15 protein-coding genes are annotated in these 17,887 nt (G+C 32.9%); 7 read left to right on the top strand and 8 right to left on the bottom strand.

Annotated features, from left to right (window positions below; translation table 11 throughout):
• Nucleotides 1–3: 3 nt before the first annotated feature.
• The gene (locus ACRHNM_RS03185; RefSeq protein ID WP_431133591.1) at nt 4–3,465 is read right to left on the bottom strand and encodes a leucine--tRNA ligase; all 3,462 of its coding nucleotides are present in this window, start codon (nt 3,463–3,465) and stop codon (nt 4–6) included.
• A gap of 333 nt (nt 3,466–3,798) precedes the next feature.
• Here ACRHNM_RS03185 and ACRHNM_RS03180 point away from each other — a divergent pair, with 333 nt between their 5' ends.
• Together ACRHNM_RS03180 and ACRHNM_RS03175 are read left to right on the top strand one after the other, a co-directional pair.
• Nucleotides 3,799–4,677 carry a cell division protein FtsX gene (locus ACRHNM_RS03180; protein ID WP_431133588.1) on the top strand — a complete coding sequence of 293 codons (879 nt, stop codon included), beginning with the start codon at nt 3,799–3,801 and terminating at the stop codon, nt 4,675–4,677.
• Nucleotides 4,678–4,733: 56 nt separating this feature from the next.
• Nucleotides 4,734–4,988: a DUF3098 domain-containing protein gene (locus tag ACRHNM_RS03175; protein WP_431133586.1), complete on the top strand. Its 255-nt coding sequence runs from the start codon at nt 4,734–4,736 to the stop codon at nt 4,986–4,988.
• 7 nt (nt 4,989–4,995) lie between these two features.
• On the opposite strand, the gene ACRHNM_RS03170 is transcribed toward ACRHNM_RS03175, so the two are convergent.
• From ACRHNM_RS03170 to ACRHNM_RS03155, 4 genes are all read right to left on the bottom strand, one after another.
• Nucleotides 4,996–6,117: a glycerate kinase gene (locus tag ACRHNM_RS03170; RefSeq protein ID WP_431133584.1), complete on the bottom strand. Its 1,122-nt coding sequence runs from the start codon at nt 6,115–6,117 to the stop codon at nt 4,996–4,998.
• Nucleotides 6,118–6,127: 10 nt separating this feature from the next.
• The gene (locus ACRHNM_RS03165; protein WP_431133582.1) at nt 6,128–7,834 is read right to left on the bottom strand and encodes a sodium:solute symporter family transporter; all 1,707 of its coding nucleotides are present in this window, start codon (nt 7,832–7,834) and stop codon (nt 6,128–6,130) included.
• Between the two features lie 91 nt (nt 7,835–7,925).
• Nucleotides 7,926–9,239 carry an MGH1-like glycoside hydrolase domain-containing protein gene (locus ACRHNM_RS03160; RefSeq protein WP_431133580.1) on the bottom strand — a complete coding sequence of 438 codons (1,314 nt, stop codon included), beginning with the start codon at nt 9,237–9,239 and terminating at the stop codon, nt 7,926–7,928.
• Nucleotides 9,240–9,316: 77 nt separating this feature from the next.
• Nucleotides 9,317–11,914: a TonB-dependent receptor gene (locus ACRHNM_RS03155; RefSeq protein ID WP_431133578.1), complete on the bottom strand. Its 2,598-nt coding sequence runs from the start codon at nt 11,912–11,914 to the stop codon at nt 9,317–9,319.
• 123 nt (nt 11,915–12,037) lie between these two features.
• On the opposite strand from ACRHNM_RS03155, the gene ACRHNM_RS03150 reads away from it, so the two are divergent.
• The 4 genes from ACRHNM_RS03150 to ACRHNM_RS03135 all read left to right on the top strand — a co-directional run bounded on the left by ACRHNM_RS03150 (nt 12,038) and on the right by ACRHNM_RS03135 (nt 15,450).
• Nucleotides 12,038–13,060, top strand: coding sequence for a LacI family DNA-binding transcriptional regulator (locus ACRHNM_RS03150; RefSeq protein WP_431133575.1), 1,023 nt, complete (start codon nt 12,038–12,040; stop codon nt 13,058–13,060).
• 50 nt (nt 13,061–13,110) lie between these two features.
• Complete coding sequence (locus tag ACRHNM_RS03145) at nt 13,111–13,902, top strand: undecaprenyl-diphosphate phosphatase (RefSeq protein WP_431133573.1); 792 nt, start codon at nt 13,111–13,113, stop codon at nt 13,900–13,902.
• 4 nt (nt 13,903–13,906) lie between these two features.
• On the top strand, nt 13,907–14,596 hold the full coding sequence (truB, locus tag ACRHNM_RS03140; protein ID WP_431133571.1) for a tRNA pseudouridine(55) synthase TruB: 690 nt from the start codon (nt 13,907–13,909) through the stop codon (nt 14,594–14,596).
• Between the two features lie 98 nt (nt 14,597–14,694).
• Entirely contained in the window at nt 14,695–15,450 is a 756-nt protein-coding gene (locus ACRHNM_RS03135) for a hypothetical protein (protein WP_431133569.1), read from the top strand.
• Here ACRHNM_RS03135 and ACRHNM_RS03130 read toward each other — a convergent pair.
• The gene (locus ACRHNM_RS03130) at nt 15,447–16,067 is read right to left on the bottom strand and encodes a thioredoxin family protein (RefSeq protein WP_431133567.1); all 621 of its coding nucleotides are present in this window, start codon (nt 16,065–16,067) and stop codon (nt 15,447–15,449) included. The genes ACRHNM_RS03135 and ACRHNM_RS03130 overlap by 4 nt on opposite strands.
• A gap of 144 nt (nt 16,068–16,211) precedes the next feature.
• On the opposite strand from ACRHNM_RS03130, the gene ACRHNM_RS03125 reads away from it, so the two are divergent.
• Nucleotides 16,212–16,775: a DNA-3-methyladenine glycosylase I gene (locus tag ACRHNM_RS03125; RefSeq protein ID WP_431133565.1), complete on the top strand. Its 564-nt coding sequence runs from the start codon at nt 16,212–16,214 to the stop codon at nt 16,773–16,775.
• A 3-nt stretch (nt 16,776–16,778) separates the two neighbouring features.
• Here the strand turns inward: ACRHNM_RS03125 and aat are convergent, their stop codons facing one another.
• A complete protein-coding gene (gene aat / locus ACRHNM_RS03120; protein ID WP_431133563.1) occupies nt 16,779–17,405 on the bottom strand; it encodes a leucyl/phenylalanyl-tRNA--protein transferase in 627 nt (208 codons plus the stop codon).
• Between the two features lie 93 nt (nt 17,406–17,498).
• Complete coding sequence (locus ACRHNM_RS03115) at nt 17,499–17,870, bottom strand: DUF3127 domain-containing protein (RefSeq protein ID WP_431133561.1); 372 nt, start codon at nt 17,868–17,870, stop codon at nt 17,499–17,501.
• Nucleotides 17,871–17,887: the final 17 nt, after the last annotated feature.

Genomic DNA, 17,887 nt, shown 5'->3' with positions numbered 1-17,887 from the left:
ATTTTATCCTACAATATTGACAATCTTACCTGGAACTACAATCACCTTTTTAGGTGTACGTCCTTCTAATTGTGCTATGGTCTTTTCATGAGCCATAACTGTTTTTTCAATGTCTTCCTTACTCATATCTAATGGCAGTTCTAAGGTAAAACGCATTTTACCATTAAATGAGATGGGATAGTTTTTACTACTCTCAACCAAATGTTTCTCTTCAAACTTAGGAAATGGCGTTGTAGAAATTGATGTGTCATTCCCAAGTCGGCTCCATAATTCTTCTGCAATGTGAGGTGCATAAGGAGAAATTAACACGAGTAAAGGTTCAAGAATGGCTTTACTTGTACATTTTTGAGTGGTTAACTCATTGACTGCTATCATAAAAGTGGATACAGAGGTATTAAACGAGAAGTTTTCGATATCCTCTTCGACTTTTTTAATGGTTTTATGAAGTGTTTTTAAGTTGTCTTTTGTTGGCTCCGCATCATTGACATTTAAACCACTGTCACCAACATAGAGTTTCCAGAGTTTTTTAAGAAAGCCATGCACTCCTGAAATACCAGCCGTATTCCAAGGTTTGGCTTGCTCTAAAGGTCCTAAAAACATTTCGTAAAGTCTTAAACTATCTGCTCCATATTGCTCACAAATGGCATCTGGATTGACGACATTTAATTTTGATTTAGACATCTTTTCAACTTCTCTGCCAACAATATAATTTCCATTTTCAAGTAATAATTGAGCGTTATTATTACCATAATCACTCTTAAAATCATCAATAATTAATTCATTAGAAGAATTAACAAATTCTACATTAACATGAATTGGATTACAGTATGACTCAAAATCATCAAAAACATCAAAAGCCTCTACAAGTATATGGTTTGGATTTTTTGAATGATATTTATCCTTTAAATCATCAATAAAATCCACTAAGTTTTTTCTGTCTTCTACTGATAAATTCTTTCTGTTATCATAAATCGTTTTTGATATATATATATTGCCTTCAAAAAATGAACTGTATGCAGCTTTGTCTGCATCTGAAGCTTTAGTTTTATCATCTTTGTAATCTAAACCAAAAGGTAAATGCAAAACATACATAAAAGCACTCGTTCCCAAAATCATCCCTTGATTAATCAACTTCTTAAAAGGTTCTTCAACACCAACAAATCCTCTGTCTTTCATAAATTTCACCCAGAAGCGAGAATACAATAAATGTCCTGTAGCATGTTCACTTCCTCCAATATATAAATCGACATTTTCCCAGTAGGTCAGCGCATCTTCGGTTGCAAAAGCTTCGTCTCTATTGGCTTTTTCCTCCATATATCTGAAAAAATACCAGGAACTTCCTGCCCAACCTGGCATGGTGTTGAGCTCAAGAGGAAAGATGTTTTTGTTATCAATTAAATCATTAGATACCACCTCGTTAGTTTCTACGTTCCAAGCCCAAACATCAGCACGACCCAAAGGCGGTTCGCCTTCTTCGGTTGGTAAGTATTTTTCAACTTCTGGCAACACAATTGGCAAATGTGCTTTGTCAATCATTTGTGGTTTTCCGTTGACATAATATACTGGAAATGGTTCGCCCCAATATCGTTGTCTGGAAAACACAGCATCACGCAATCTGTAATTGGTTTTGCCTTCACCTTGACCTAATTTTTCAAGTTCGTAAATGGCAGTTTTTGTTGCTTTTTTATAATTTAATCCGTTAAGGAAATCGCTATTGGTAATCTTTACATTGTCTTTTGAAGCAAAGGCTTCTTCAGAAATATCAACACCTTCAAAAATGTTAGGAATAGGAATATTGAAATGTTTTGCAAAATCGTAATCTCGCTGATCACCACAAGGTACAGACATCACTGCTCCTGTTCCGTAGCCAGCTAATACGTAATCACCAATCCAGATTGGAATAGGTTCTTTGCTAAAAGGATGCTCTGCATAGGCTCCTGTAAAAGCACCTGAAATGGTTTTCACATCTGCCATACGATCACGTTCGCTACGTTTTGCAGTGGCTTCAATATAGGCTTCGACTTCTGCTTTTTGAGCTTCGGTTGTGATTTTTGAAACGAGTTCGTGTTCTGGCGCTAAGGTCATAAATGAGACTCCAAAAATGGTATCAGGTCTTGTTGTGAAGACTTCGATTTCCCATCCTAAATCCTTCCCTAAAGGAAGGACTTGCTCACTCTTGACTGATTCTCTTTGTGTAAGTTCTTTTAATATTTCTGATAAAACTTCTTCAACATTTGTTAAGACCTTGGCATTTGTAAAACGGATGACTTTGTATCCATCATTTTCTAATATTTCTGTTCTTAATGCATCAGCCTCAACATGATTATTGTGGATTTCTCCATCAACTTCAATAATTAATTTCTTATCCAAACACACAAAGTCAACAATAAAATCATTAATCAAATGTTGTTGCCTAAATTTTGCGTCTAATTGTTTTCCTTTTAATTGAGTCCATAAAACTGCCTCTGCTGGAGTAGGATTAGTACGCATTTCTTTAGCTCTTTCAATAAGCAAATGAGAATTGTTTCCACCTGTCAAATATCCATGACGACTATCAGCTCCCTTTCCTTTGGAAAGGGTTGGGGATAGGACATTAAAAGTTACACTAGCTCCAACCGATTTCCCAATCCAGTTGCGCTGACTTTCTTTAAGTGAATCTGTCCAATCAATGGTTTCTAATCCTTGAAGTAAACGTTCTGCATAGGCTGAAATACGCATGCTCCATTGCGTCATTTTCTTTCTAATCACAGGATGTCCTCCACGTTCTGAAACGCCATTGACAATTTCATCATTTGCTAAAACCGTTCCTAATGCAGGACACCAGTTCACTTCTGTTTCAGCTAAATACGTTAATCTATATTGTAATAAAATGTCTTGTTGTACTTCAGAAGAAAAACTGTTCCATTCTTCAGCAGAAAATAATTCAATATCATCATCACATGCAGCATTAATTCTAGAATTTCCTTGAGCTTCAAACACAGAAATTAATTCTGAAATCGGTCTAGCCATATCAGAATCTTTACAATAATACGATTCAAACAATTGAATGAAAATCCACTGCGTCCATTTGTAATAGTCTGGATTACTGGTTCGCACTTCTCTGCTCCAATCGAACGAAAACCCAATTTGATCGAGTTGACGACGATACGTTTTTATATTCGTTTCTGTAGTAATTGCAGGATGCTGACCCGTTTGAATGGCATATTGTTCAGCAGGTAAACCAAAACTATCATAACCTTGAGGATGTAAGACATTGAAGCCTTTATGACGCTTATAGCGCGCATAAATATCACTGGCAATATAACCTAAAGGATGACCAACGTGTAAACCTGCTCCACTTGGATAAGGAAACATATCTAACACATAATATTTAGGCTTATCACTATTATTTATAGCTTTAAACGTTTGGTTGTCTGCCCAATATTTTTGCCATTTGGCTTCTATCTCGTTGAAGTGGTATTGCATTTGTGTGATTTTATTCTTTTTTAACCTTTCGACTGTGCTCAAGGAGACAGCAAAACTAAATTTTAATCTAAAAATTATAGCAACTAACCACGAACTACTTGTGTCTAATTACTTATTTTAAAGGCACAAATTTAAAGGTATTACAACACATTTAAAAGTTTAAGCGTTGTAATTGTATAAATGAATTGAAACACTAGTTTATATTTTAAACTAATGTAACAAAGATTCCCTTTGTTATAGGAAAGACAATTTATAGGTTTTTAAAAGACTTATATCTTTTGAAGTCATTATTCATTTTCTTTTATATTTTTACAACATTAATTCAACACTTTTATGAGTACATCTTTTGACAGGTATCAAAAACGAAAATTAATTTCATCTTACTTTTCTGTAGTGATTAGTATTGCTTTGGTTTTATTTTTATTAGGATGCTTAGGTTTATTAGTGTTGAATGCAAAAAAGGTTGCCGATCATTTTAGAGAACAAGTTGTTGTAACAATCTATTTGAACGACTCTGCTAAACAAGTTGAAGTGGACCAATTAGAGAAGAGTTTAGCCATGGCTGAATATACAAAATCGACAGAATATGTTTCAAAAGAACAAGCTGCCGAACTTATGAAAGCTGAAACTGGAGAAGACTTTATGGATTTTGTAGGTTATAATCCGCTACAGAACTCTATTGATGTGTATCTTAAAGCAGATTACGTTACCAATGAAACGCTTGATGGCATCACTGAAGAATTAGCTAACAAGAAATTTATTGAAGACATTACTTACGACAATGACCTTGTAGAACTCATGAATAACAACGTTAAGAAAATCACCTTTTGGGTGTTATTGCTGAGCGCCATATTTACTCTAATTGCGGTGTTATTAATTAATAGTTCGATTCGATTGGCAGTATATTCTAAACGGTTTATTATTAAAACGATGCAAATGGTTGGTGCTACTAAAACATTTATTAGACGTCCGTTTGTTTTTAAAAGTGTGCAATTGGGTGTCATTGGAGCTATTGTTGCTCTAATAGGAATGGGAATTGTGTTGTATTATCTCGATTTAACATTTCCAGAATTAGAGCTATTACAAAAACCTATTTTAGTTGGAGGATTGTTTGCTGGTATTTTTTTATTAGGTATCTTAATTACTTGGATAAGTACATTTATAGCCACACAGCGTTTCTTAAATTTGAAAACAGATCAATTATACTATTAATATTTAATTAAGAATTAGCTCTAAAATTTCTTTTATATTTACACCATACTTAAATCATGGGAGAACAAAAACGTAAGGAATCGACTAATAGCGAATTTATATTCGGAAAGAAAAACTATAAGTTTATGCTTATTGGTTTAGGATTTATAGCGCTTGGTTTTATTTTAATGTCTGGAGGCGGAAGCGATGATCCGAATGTATTTGATTCTTCAATATTTAGCTGGAGACGTATTCGATTGGCACCTGCAATGGTTTTAATTGGTTTTGGAATTCAAGTATATGCTATTTTATTGAATCCGAATAAAAAGTAGCACTTGATTACAGCTTCTTTGCAAAAATTTTTGATATTTCTTTTACATAATAAAACCCATTTTCCATAGCATCAGTAAGGGTTTTTGAATGTTTTGTTACAGTGTCAATATAATGGATACCAAAAGCACTAATGTCACTTTCATCTAAATCTGAATGTCCACAAAACGCAGCGACTTTAATTTGTTTTTCTTTAGCAGAACCTAAAACTCCTTGTATCGTTTTTCCTGAAAATGTTTGTTCATCAAGATTACCTTCACCTGTAATGATCCAGTCTGCATTTTCAATGTTTGAATCGAAATTTGCTAGGTTCTTTATGAGTTCAATTCCTGGTTGTAATTCGCCTTTTAAAAACAATTTTGAAGCAATTCCCATACCACCAGCAGCACCAGCACCTTTTATAGTTTGAGGATTTATGTGAAATGTTTGCTGTATCACTTTCGAGAAACCTTCTAATCCCTTATCTAATAGTTCAATTTCTTCATTTGTAGCACCTTTCTGTTTAGCATAAATGTAAGCCGCTCCGTTTTTACCATATAGCGGATTAGACACATCACAAGCAACACGAAATTTGACGTCTTTTAGTTTAGGATTTACTTTGGCTACATTGATAGTGACAATATCTGACAAATATCGTCCTATTGGCTTCACTTCTTTCCCATTTGCATCTAAAAATTGATAGCCTAAAGCTGTTGCCATTCCTATACCACAATCGTTAGTAGCACTACCACCAATGCCTAGAATAATAGTTTCAGCTCCTTTTTTTATAGCATCTGAAATCATTTCACCAGTTCCGAATGTGGTTGCATTTATACAATCAAATTGTTCTTTCTTCAAAAGTTTAACACCTGAAGCTTCAGCCATTTCAATAAATGCAGTTTTAGATGTTTCAGCATACAAATAAGATGCTAAAATTGGATTAAAAAAAGGATTATTAACTTCAAGGTTAATGACTTTACCATGAAGATAATAATTTACGACTTCAATAGTACCATCACCTCCATCAGCTAAAGGAAGTTTTAAAATTTCAATATTTGGTTTTATTATTTTTAAGCCATCTTCAACAGCTTTACAAAAGTCTAAGCCTGTTAATGAATTTTTAAACTTATCTGGTGCAAGAACTATTTTCATCACTATTAAATTAGCTTAATATACTTGGTAAGACATAACTAACGACAAGAATTAAAACAAAAAACGAGATTAATATAACGCTCTCTTTTTGAAGCAAGTCTTTTTTATTAAAGGTATACGTTAACTCTAACTGTTTAGCAGGTATTTTAGACGTCAATTTACTAACAATAATTGCAACTATAACTGCAATTACAAATCCAGTTAAATTGTACCAGATCCAGAATAAATCTAGAACATTATGTATTCCAACTTCAGCTAAAGCATTATGAATTGAAGCATCACCAGTATAAAAATTGCCTTGGTTAAAGAAGTAAACTAACTCTGGTAAATACTTAAATATAAGATTTACAACTACAGCTGTAATTATAGCTGTATTCATACCAATGTGGTTTACTTTCTTAAAAAATATAGCAATCACAAAAGCAGCCAATATTGGTCCGTAGAACAATGAAGAAATCGCATTAATTAACTCGATTACCGTACTTTCGCTATTTCCAAAAAGGTAAGCTGCCAAAATACAAACAGTTCCCCAAAATATGACAAGTCCTTTTGATAAGAACATGTATTTCTTTTCAGATAGTTTCTTTTCACCACTATTAAAAAAGTCCTCAATAGTAACAGCACTCAACGAATTAATTGTTGAACTAAGGGAAGACATTGCTGCAGACATAATTCCAACCATTAAGATTCCTATGAGTCCGTTTGGTAAGTAATTTGTAATAAATACTGGCACCATTAAATCTGGTTTAATCCCTGATTTTGCGTACTCAGCAGGATAATGAATTCGGGTTGTTTCTCTAATACTTTCATAGAATTCTGGAATATTAGTGACCAAATAACCAATGACTAATCCCATAATACAATACACTAAAACAACAGGAAAACGCAATAAACCATTGGCCAACAATAATTTTTTGATGGTACCTTCATTTTTAGCAGATAATAAACGTTGCGCTTGAGTTTGATCTGTTCCGTAGTAAGACAAATACAAGAACAAGCCTCCTAACAGCATTGGCCAGAAACCATATTCTTCTCCACTAAATAATCCTAGATTAGAAAAATCTATAACTTGAAGTCGTCCTGGATCAAAGCCTGTAAAAGTTCCGGTATCTTTCATTAAAGAATAACCTACAACTAAGCATATAATAAGACCAAAGAATAAAATAATCATTTGGATAGCATCTCCCCAAACAACGGCTTTCATACCTCCTTGATAAGAATACACTAATGTTACTACACTTATTATTAATAGTGTCCAATGAAAACTAATACCAGCTACTGCTTGAATTATGAGTGCCATTGTAAATACCATAACTCCAGTACCTAAGGCTCTACTAATTTGAAAAACAACACTAATTAGTTTTCGTGTTGATGGCGAGAATCGACGTTCTAAATATTCATAAATGCTAACAATACCTGATTTGTATAATGGTGGAATGATGAAAAACATAATCCCAATCATTGCTAGAGGCACACCAAATTCAAACGTTAACCACTTCATTCCTCCATTAGCTTTAAGACCTACAAATGCTGGTGCAGAAATAAAACTAATAGCAGATAATTGTGTTGCCATGGTTGACAAACTCAAAGGAAACCAACCTAAACTTTTACCTCCTAGAAAATAATCTTTTGAATTTTTATTTTCTTTAAAGAAATAACCCATAGCCATAAAGCCTACGAGGTAAACACCAATTATTGTATAGTCTAGCCAATTCATATTAATTTATTCTTTAAGTCTAGTGTAATGGAATTCCCATTCACTTTTTAATACAGTCACTGTTTATTTTATAATAAGAATAACCACATATTTATTCTTTCAATAAATCTAACAATAATGCTGCTGTCCAAGAAAAATTATTTCCTCCATAACCTGCATTATTATCCTTATGCATTTCTTTTCTTGAATCGAAATATTCAAAAAATCCATTATTTTCAATAATCTCTATAGTGTCTTCCTTTACACGCTTAGCAATCGTGTCAAAACCATTTTGTTTTAATCCTTTATACAGCATCCAATTTAGATTAATCCAAACAGGTCCTCTCCAATATTTTTTAGGATTAAAACGATCGCTCGTTGGATCAAAAGATGCACATAGGTATTGGGCATCACTTCCGAATTTTTCCATCATAACTTTAACCATTGTTTCGGCTTTTTCTGAATCAGGAATATTAGCAAATAATGGAGAAAATGAAGATGATGACAAATATCTTAAAGGTCTTTCGTTTCTTAAATCGTAATGAACATAAGCGCCTAATTCTTCATCGAATAATTTATCATTAAAAGATGTAATACTTTTTTCTTGCCACTTCTTTAGTTGTTCAATTTTATCTTCATTACCACCTATGAGTTCATATAACTCTATTAAAGATTCGTTAGATTTAATTAACATAGCATTAAAAAGTGGGTCTTGCACTAAAAAAGGAGATAACTCTGCTATTTTTTCATCGCTATAATTATGTTTTTTTGCAATCTCGATAATATGTAAGTAATGATCATATTCCCTTTTACTAGGACGTTGCTCTGGATCTACATGAGTAGTATCTCGTCTTTCAAAATCATACTCTGGAGGATTCATTGTATCCCAAATATCATCCCAAATTGGGGAATTATCTGTACCAGATTCCCAATTGTGATATATATAAACTAAGCCTTCATTTTGAGGATCTCTGTTTTTGTAAAAATAGTTATGGTTATCAAAAACGTTATCAATTTGTGATGCAATAAATTCTAAAGTCGATTTTTTATTCTCACTTATTCTATACATTTCTTTCAACACAAAACCTGTTACTGGTGGCTGTGTCATACCTGTAGACTTATGTTCTGAAGACGCATCAGGATGTAAGTTTGAACGATGAAAATCTGCTCCTGGAAAATAGGAGTCTGTTTCAGTATGAAAAATAATATGAGGAATAAATCCGTTATGCCATTGTGCTTTAAGCAACGTTTTAATTTCCTTTTCAGCTTTTTGCATATCATAATGCGCAAAACCAATAGCAATAAGACCTGAGTCCCAAAACCATTGAAATGGATATAAATTTTCGCAAGGGATGGTAAATTCTCCTTCGTCTTTAAAGTTTGTATTTAAAACGTGTTCTGCTCTCTGTTGTAAAAGGTCTTTCATTGGGAATACATAAATAAAGATACATTGACATCGTAAACGATATCAATGTATCAGTGAAACTAAATCAAATTAACTACTTAAAAATTAAAGGTTGCATTAAAGAATACTCTTGTTGGTAATACTGGTCTACCAACAAAATACTCTTCTTCGGTTTGGTTATTTCCTAGTCTTGGAGACCCTTCTGTAACACCATCGGAATTGAAAAGATTAAAAACTTGTGCTCCTAAACGAAGTGTTTCCCCATCTTCACTAAGCGATAAAGTATAACCAAAATTTAAATTTGCTAATCCAATTGCATCTAATTCAATTGTATTCGCATCATTTGAATATTTTTCTCCAGTATAATTATATACTAAACCTGCATCAAATTTAGAATTAGCATAGTCTAATGATAATGTAGATAAGAAGTTAGGCTGTCTTCTTAATTCATTTCCTTCTAAATCTGAATCTGCATCAGATTTTGTGATTTCATGTTCTTGATAAGTTAATGATCCTCCAAAATTTAAGTTTTTAGCGAAGTTCCAGTTCCAAGTGCCTTCAAAACCATATGTACTTGTGTCTTGATTATCTACTTCTTCATCAAAACCACCTCCAGGAGCATTTACAAAACTAATTGATCTTCTATCTTTTAAGCTTACTGAATACAGAGCCGCTGTTCCAGAAAATTTATTTTTTGAATATTTAACACCTAATTCGGCTTGTATAATTTTCTCAGTATCATAAGAAGACGGATTTCCAAAAGCGTCAAATTTAGTCCCTCTTAGTTCTGGGAAAAAATAACCTCTTGAAAAGTTCCCATAAGCACTTAAGTCATCATTAATTTTATAAAGACCTGCTAATACAACAGCAAAATCATCTGCAGACACATGACCTCTTGTATAGCTACCATTACCCCAAATTACGTTATCTAAATTGGCAATTCCTGTATTGTCTACTGTATATGATTGTGTTCCTTCAACTTCTATATCACCTGAAGCTCTCTCGTATCTAACTCCAAAATCAAAATTCCAACGATCAAGTTTAACCTCATCTGCTAAGAAAATCGCTATTTTATTACTTGAAATATTTCTATTTGTATAAGACGTTCCTCTATTTGTAACACCATTAACAGTATAGCCAGATAGGTTTACTAAATCAGGTCTATCGTTGTATTCTCCTAAATAATTTGTAATTACATTAAAATCGCCAGCATCAGATCTTGACATAAAAGTACCCAAGGTAATACTGTGATTTCCTGCTTGTTTCGTAAACTTAATATCAGCCATTATCTCTTGCAATGGTCTGCTACGGTCTAATATTCTATTTTCAAATAATAAAGCATTTGAAGCTAATGGTTGTCCATTTAAGTATGTAAAACTTCCAGAAGATAAACCTCTTGCATCTAGATATTCTTGTTGCGTTTCTACTGCTTTTGCTCCAGAAACACCACTTCCATCTAAAAATAAGTTGAATTGATGTTCATATTTTGAATATCTAAGTTTAGCATCTAATTTTAAATCCTCTGAAAAACGATGCTTAAAATCAGTTAAAAAATAACCACCTTTTGTAGCGACACCATCTTCAATTGGAGAACGATAAATCCCATCTGGCGTTGCGTAAGCAATATCAGCAGCAGCTGAAGTTTGAAGCGTAAAAATTTCTTCACCATCATTTCCTATTGGTCTACTTCTAGATCCACCTTCTAAAGGATAAGGAAGAAAGAATTGCACATTATCATCGATCCACTGTCCAGAAAAAGTAACTGATCCTTTTTCTGTAACATGCTTTATATTACCTCTAAGCTGGAAACCTTCTGTTGCAAGTCCTGTTTTTAATGGCCCATCATCATATCTGTAAAATCCTGATAATGCATAAAAAGTATTAGAATCTTCTCCTCCTAATGGACCACTAGTAACAAAGTCGGCTTTATATCTCGAATTAGAAGCAACTTCTGTACGCAAGGTTGTTTTAGGTGTATTAGTTCCTGTAATACTTGTATAATTTATAATACCAGCTACCGAACCTACTCCATACAATATAGAAGAACCACCACGAACAAATTCTAAGCTTCTCATTCCAATGTCATTTCTAAAATAAACATCATGCGCAGAAGAGTTTAGACCAAATGTACTAAGAACAGGCATCCCATCAATTTGTAATGGATTAAACTGATACTGACCTCCAGAAGGTAAACCTCTAACAAAGATGTTAGATGCAACTTCTCCACCACCACCTTCAGCAGTAATACCAGGTATACTTCTTAAAACATCTGCTTGACTACTTGTATTAACTGTTGCCAATTTCTTCGCGCCTATTGAAGTAATAGACATCGGTGTTTCTTTTTGTGATCTTCTAGTTGAAGTTGCAGTTAATAATACAGTATCTAAGGCATTACCTCCTTCAACTAGAACAGCACTAACTATTATAGGACCTCCATTATCTAAATTAATAGACTGCTCAAAAGTCTCATACCCTAAATAAGACACTTGAATTATTTGATCTCCTGTTAAATTAACTGAAAAACTAAAGTTTCCATCAAAATCTGAATTTGAACCAAATGTGCTTTCCTTAATAATGATATTAGCACCTGCAACAGGCAAGCCTGAATTATCAAGAACAGTTCCTTTAATTTCAGTTTGCGAAAAAGTGAGTAACACACTTAACAAACAAGCAAATGATAGTAATGTTTTCTTCATAATATTATTGTTTTGTTATATTTTTGTTAAATATATTATCATTTACATCAATTTAAACCGAAATAAATGGCATATTTTCATGCAAACGTTTGCGGTAACGTTTGAAATTTAATATTTACACATTTGAAAAAAAAAATAATCACACTAAAAGAACTAGCACTTCAACTCAACCTATCTATTTCTACAGTTTCTAGAGCTCTAAATGATCATCCAGATATTAGTGAGACCACGAAGAAGAAAGTAAGATTATTGGCAGATGATTTAAATTATGTACCAAACATCTTTGCTAAAGGCTTTAGAACACACAAAACCAACATCATAGGCGTCATTGTTCCTAACATCACCCACTATTTTACCACTACGATTCTAAAAGGCATCCTTGAAGAAGCCTCTACACGAGGTTATAGAATAATCATTTCAGAATCAAATAATGATATTAATAAGCAAGCTGAAATGCTAAAGACTATGGTTCAATTTGGAGTTGATGGGATATTAATATCACTTTCAAAAAAGACTAGAAAAGTCGAGAATATTATTCAAATTAGAGATACTACTCCTCTTATATTATTTGATAAAGTGTCTAATAAAATACCTTGTACGCAAATTGTTATTAATGAAGAAGAAGCTGCATTTAGCGCTGTAGAACATCTTATCAATATTGGAAAAAAAAGAATAGCTATTATTAAAGAAGGAGATAATTCTTATAATTCTGAAAAGCGCTATAAAGGATATTTACGTGCTCTAAGAGAATACAATATTCCTATAGATGAAAAAATCATACTTAATGTAGATGATATTTCACTCATACAAGGAAAACGCATGACAAACATATTGCTTAGCATAAAAAATAGGCCTGACGCAATTTTTGCTATTACTGACAGTGCTGCAATTGGCGTAATTAAAACCCTTAAAAAATTTAAAATTAAAATCCCAGAAGAAATTGCTGTTGTTGGGTTTAGCAATTCGTCTCATTCAGTAATTATAGAGCCTAAACTAACAACTATCGATCAACCTGGAGAACGTATTGGCGCTACAGCAATAAAATATCTTATTGAAGAAATTGACAATCCTAATGAGTTCACAAGCAATAAGACCGTTGAGATTAGAAGCAACCTTATTATAAGAGATTCAACTTTCTCAGGATAAATATTCAATTAATAATATTATCACGTCATCTATTTTGATATTTTTGCCAGATGGATATCATCGATTCAATTGTATTAGGAATTATTCAAGGACTTACTGAGTTTTTACCTGTATCTTCTAGTGGTCACTTAGAATTAGGTAAAGCTATTCTTGGTGACGAATCTATCCCAAAAGAAAGCTTATTATTCACAGTCGTTTTACATTTTGCCACAGCTTTAAGTACTATCGTTGTTTTTAGGAAAGACATTTGGTCTATTTTAAAAGGAGTTCTAAAATTTCAATGGAATGAAGACTTAAAATTTGTATCTAAAATCACCGTTTCAATGTTGCCTGCTGCTATTATTGGGTATACTTATGAAAGTGAATTAGCGCAATTATTTGGAGGAAATATTAAACTTGTCGGTTTTATGTTAATCCTTACTGCCTTATTGTTATACTTAGCTGATAAAGCTAAGGACACATCAAAAAATATTTCATTCAAAAATGCCATTATCATCGGTTTTGCGCAAGCCATCGCAATGCTTCCTGGTATTTCACGTTCTGGAGCAACGATTTCCACATCTGTTTTACTCGGAAATGACAAAACCAAAGCAGCTCGTTTTTCGTTTTTGATGGTCGTTCCTTTAATCTTCGGAAAAATAGCCAAAGACATTATTGGTGGTGAATTAACCTATGATAGTGGAAATATCACATCGTTAAGTGTTGGTTTTATCGCTGCATTTATTTCAGGATTATTTGCTTGTACATGGATGATTAGCCTAGTAAAGAAAAGCAAACTAATTTACTTCTCCATATACTGTGTAGTAGTTGGTTTAATCGCGATTTATATCGCTTCAAATTAAGGCGATGCTTACAAAAGAAGACTATCAAGCTGGACAAGTATTACTTATTGATAAGCCATTGACTTGGACCTCTTTTCAAGCGGTAAACAAATTGCGTTGGGAAATTAGACAAGCCTTTAATATTAAAAAAATTAAAGTTGGTCATGCAGGAACTCTGGATCCATTAGCTACTGGGTTATTGATTATCTGTACAGGCAAAATGACTAAACAAATCAACACATTTCAAGGTCAAGATAAAGAATATACAGGCACTTTTGTTATTGGTAGCACAACGCCTTCCTATGATTTAGAAACTGAAATTGATAAAACATTTCCAACAGACCATATTACTGAAGATCTTATTCATGATACTACAAATCAATTCATTGGAAATATCGAACAATTTCCTCCAATTTTTTCAGCCATAAAGAAAGATGGAAAACGTCTATATGAATTTGCAAGAGCTGGAGAAGAGGTCGATATCAAATCACGTACTGTTAGCATTTCAGTATTTGAAATTACAAACATTGATGGCAACTCTATTGATTTTAGAGTCATATGTAGCAAAGGCACCTACATTAGGTCGTTAGCTCATGATTTTGGAAAAGCATTAAATTCAGGTGCTCACCTTTCAGTATTAAGACGCACAAAAATTGGTGAATTTCATGTAAATGATGCCATGTCTCCAGAAGATTTTATTGCCAAATTATCTTAAATTTCAAAATTCCACAGAATTGTATTTCAATTGCTTTTAATCTAAATTGGCTATTTTAACGTATATCCTATACAAACCTAAACTAAAAATTAACCTATTTGAATTTCTTAGATAAACATAAAGCATTACTCATTACGTTCTTAATTTCTGGAACTATAGTTCTTGCTATGTTTAGTCTTCACATAAAAAAAGCTTCAGAATTTATTACAGAAAGCTATTATGAAATAGAACCTCAAACCATTGAAGAATTAAAAGCTCTAGAGGAAGCACTTAAAGCAGAAAAAGCTGCTAAATCTACCACAAACGAAGCGTTTAATGAAGACCAGGAGTTTAAAGAAATGATGAAAAATTTCAAATCAATGGCTTCAAATGACTTCGATCAAGCCACTAAAACACAAGAGGATATTTCAGAAGAAACCTCTGAAACTCCCGATGATGTGATGACTTCTAATTCAGCCTATAACAGTTCAAAAACCTATGCTATAAAAGAAAACGAACGTGAGTCGTTTAATAAAGCTAAAAGCATTTTAGCCATGCATTCTTCAAAGAAAACGGATAATAATAGCAAATCGAACAGAAACAGTAGTGTGTCATTTTCACTAAGAAATAGAAACAAAGTAAAATTACCTCCTCCAGTTTATCTATGTGAAGTTACAGGTAAAATAGTTGTAAATATTACTGTGGATTCAAATGGTTTAGTTACTGACACATATATCAACTCGTCGTCATCTTCAGATAACCAGTGCTTAATAGATCACGCGTTAGAATACGCTGAAAATGCTGTTTTTTCGTCTGATGCAACTGCCAAAAGCCAGATTGGTTCTATTACCTATTATTTTAAAGGGAAAAACTAAATATTCAACAACGACATAATATCATTAATTATATTCTGTCCTTTATCTTTATTGTACCAAACCTGCAGATCTTCTTTAAACTCAGGTGTAAGTTTTCCGTGTTTAGCCTTATAATCATTTACCAGTTGTGTTGCTTCACTTGGTCTTGGACCAAAAGTATGTATGACTTCTCCAGAAGCATTATCAATCATAATTAGTTTGGCGATTGCTCTTCCTCCATTGGTTAAAAACTGATCCATTAAAGCTTCATTCTCATCTCTCAAAACTAACTTTAAATCGATGTTTTCTGAAAGCTCAGCCATTTTATGTATCACAGGCACCACATGAGCTGCATCACCACACCAACTTTCAGTAATTAACAACCAAGTCATGTTTCCTTTAAAACCTGAGAGTTTATTTTTAATCGTTTCTGAAATTTTTATGGTTTTATCCCAGCGTTTCATGCGTCTATCATTCAGCATGGTGTAATTTGCTAATTCTTCTGTTTTTTCATTTCCTGTGGTCGAACCTTTTTCAACCAAATCATTCACCAACAAACGATAGTTTTGATATGACATTCCTGTTTTTAAACTTTCGCTAATGATGTCTTTTACTTTTATATGTTCCAATGTTGTCATGATATTTTATTTTGCAATTTAATGTAAACTTAAACAATGAAAACTGACTTAAATCATGTAATTAAAATCGTTCATTGAAATGTCGTAACATAAGACGATATATTAAACAAAAACTTACTACTTTTAAAGTTCAATACAACTTTTATGGAAAAACACAGATGCGGTTGGTGCCTGAGTAGTGATTTATATAAAACGTACCATGATGAAGAATGGGGAGTTCCTGTATATGATGATGATACTTTGTTTGAATTTTTAATTCTAGAAACATTTCAGGCTGGTTTAAGCTGGATTACAGTTTTAAAAAAGCGTGAGAATTTTAGAAAAGCATTTGATCATTTCGACTATAAAAAAATTGCAAAATACAATCAAAAAAAAATTGATAACCTCCTCGAAAACGAAGGTATCATCAGGAATAAGTTAAAAGTAAAAGCCACAATTACAAATGCTCAGGCATTTATGAACATCCAAGAAGAATTTGGTTCATTTTCAAAATACATATGGAATTTTATTGATGGTAAACCTATAAAAAATAGTTTTAAAACCTATAAAGACGCACCTGGAAACACACCTTTGAGTGATGCCATAAGTAAAGATTTAAAAAAGAGAGGCTTTAAGTTTGTAGGTTCAACAGTAATATATGCTCACATGCAAGCTACTGGAATGGTAAATGATCATGAAGTGAATTGCTTTAGATACAATGAAGTGTAAGGCTTAGTCTAAAAACTTTAAAAAGGCATCTCTGGAAATCTCTTCAGCTCCTAGACTTTCAAGATGATTGGTGTAGACTTGGCAATCTATTAATTTGTAGTTCGTGTTTTGAATGAACGCTATAAATCCAACTTTACTGGCATTACTGACTTTACTAAACATACTTTCTCCACAAAACACACCATTATTTAAATCAACACCATATAAACCACCTACAAGCTCTTGATTAAACCAAACTTCAACAGATTTTGCAACACCTAGTTCATGTAATTTGATATAAGCTTTTTTTAGGTCATTGGTAATCCATGTACCTTGTTGACCATTGCGTTTTATTTTAGAACAATTGCTAATTACACCTTTAAAATCTTTATTAACTGTAATTTTAAAATCAGAATTTCGCATGAGCTGTTTCATACTTTTAGAAATTTTCAGGTTTTCTGGAAAAAGTACAAAACGAGGATCTGGAGACCACCATAAAATGGGTTCCTTATCATCAAACCAGGGAAATATACCAAGCTTATAAGCTAGCACTAAACGTTCGGGAGACAAGTCTCCTCCATACGCTAATAACCCTTCTTTATTGGCTTTTGATACATCGGGAAACGCAATGGCTTTACCTAAAAACTCCATATAAAACGAAATGCTATTTTTATTTTAAAATACAAAAAAAGACTTCAATACGTATATTGAAGTCTTAAATTTAAAAATCTTTGTATTTAACCTTTAGAAAGGAAGATCATCATGATCTTCTTCGTTTAAGTTTGTTGCAGGTTCAAATGCCTCAGCAGGTGCTACAGGTGGCATGTTTTCTCCTGAAGCTGTAAGATTTTCAATTCTCCAACCTTGCACAGAGTTAAAATATTTAGTTTCTCCTTGAGGGTTAACCCATTCTCTACCTCTTAAATTGATATTTACTTTTACTGCCTGACCAACTTGGTAATTGTTTAACAAATCTGTTTTGTCCTGAACAAATTCAATCAAAATATGTTGTGGATATTGTTCCTCTGTTGTCACTACTAATTCTCTCTTTCTAAACCCATTGCTACCAAAGGTTTGTGTTTCGCCAATCATTTTGATTTTTCCTTGTACTTCCATTCTCGTAATACTTATAA

It is taken from the genome of Psychroserpens mesophilus (assembly GCF_050617655.1).
Lineage (GTDB): Bacteria > Bacteroidota > Bacteroidia > Flavobacteriales > Flavobacteriaceae > Psychroserpens > Psychroserpens mesophilus_A.
The sequence above is the reverse complement of the archived record's forward strand: the minus strand, read 5'-3'. Positions and strand labels throughout refer to the sequence as shown.

Excerpts from the sequence above, each read along its gene's own strand:
- ACRHNM_RS03185 (WP_431133591.1), bottom strand. The coding sequence starts at position 3,465 with ATGCAATACCACTTCAACGAGATAGAAGCCAAATGGCAAAAATATTGG.
- ACRHNM_RS03180 (WP_431133588.1), top strand. The coding sequence starts at position 3,799 with ATGAGTACATCTTTTGACAGGTATCAAAAACGAAAATTAATTTCATCT.
- ACRHNM_RS03175 (WP_431133586.1), top strand. The coding sequence starts at position 4,734 with ATGGGAGAACAAAAACGTAAGGAATCGACTAATAGCGAATTTATATTC.
- ACRHNM_RS03170 (WP_431133584.1), bottom strand. The coding sequence starts at position 6,117 with ATGAAAATAGTTCTTGCACCAGATAAGTTTAAAAATTCATTAACAGGC.
- ACRHNM_RS03165 (WP_431133582.1), bottom strand. The coding sequence starts at position 7,834 with ATGAATTGGCTAGACTATACAATAATTGGTGTTTACCTCGTAGGCTTT.
- ACRHNM_RS03160 (WP_431133580.1), bottom strand. The coding sequence starts at position 9,239 with ATGAAAGACCTTTTACAACAGAGAGCAGAACACGTTTTAAATACAAAC.
- ACRHNM_RS03155 (WP_431133578.1), bottom strand. The coding sequence starts at position 11,914 with ATGAAGAAAACATTACTATCATTTGCTTGTTTGTTAAGTGTGTTACTC.
- ACRHNM_RS03145 (WP_431133573.1), top strand. The coding sequence starts at position 13,111 with ATGGATATCATCGATTCAATTGTATTAGGAATTATTCAAGGACTTACT.
- truB (WP_431133571.1), top strand. The coding sequence starts at position 13,907 with ATGCTTACAAAAGAAGACTATCAAGCTGGACAAGTATTACTTATTGAT.
- ACRHNM_RS03130 (WP_431133567.1), bottom strand. The coding sequence starts at position 16,067 with ATGACAACATTGGAACATATAAAAGTAAAAGACATCATTAGCGAAAGT.
- ACRHNM_RS03125 (WP_431133565.1), top strand. The coding sequence starts at position 16,212 with ATGGAAAAACACAGATGCGGTTGGTGCCTGAGTAGTGATTTATATAAA.
- aat (WP_431133563.1), bottom strand. The coding sequence starts at position 17,405 with ATGGAGTTTTTAGGTAAAGCCATTGCGTTTCCCGATGTATCAAAAGCC.
- ACRHNM_RS03115 (WP_431133561.1), bottom strand. The coding sequence starts at position 17,870 with ATGGAAGTACAAGGAAAAATCAAAATGATTGGCGAAACACAAACCTTT.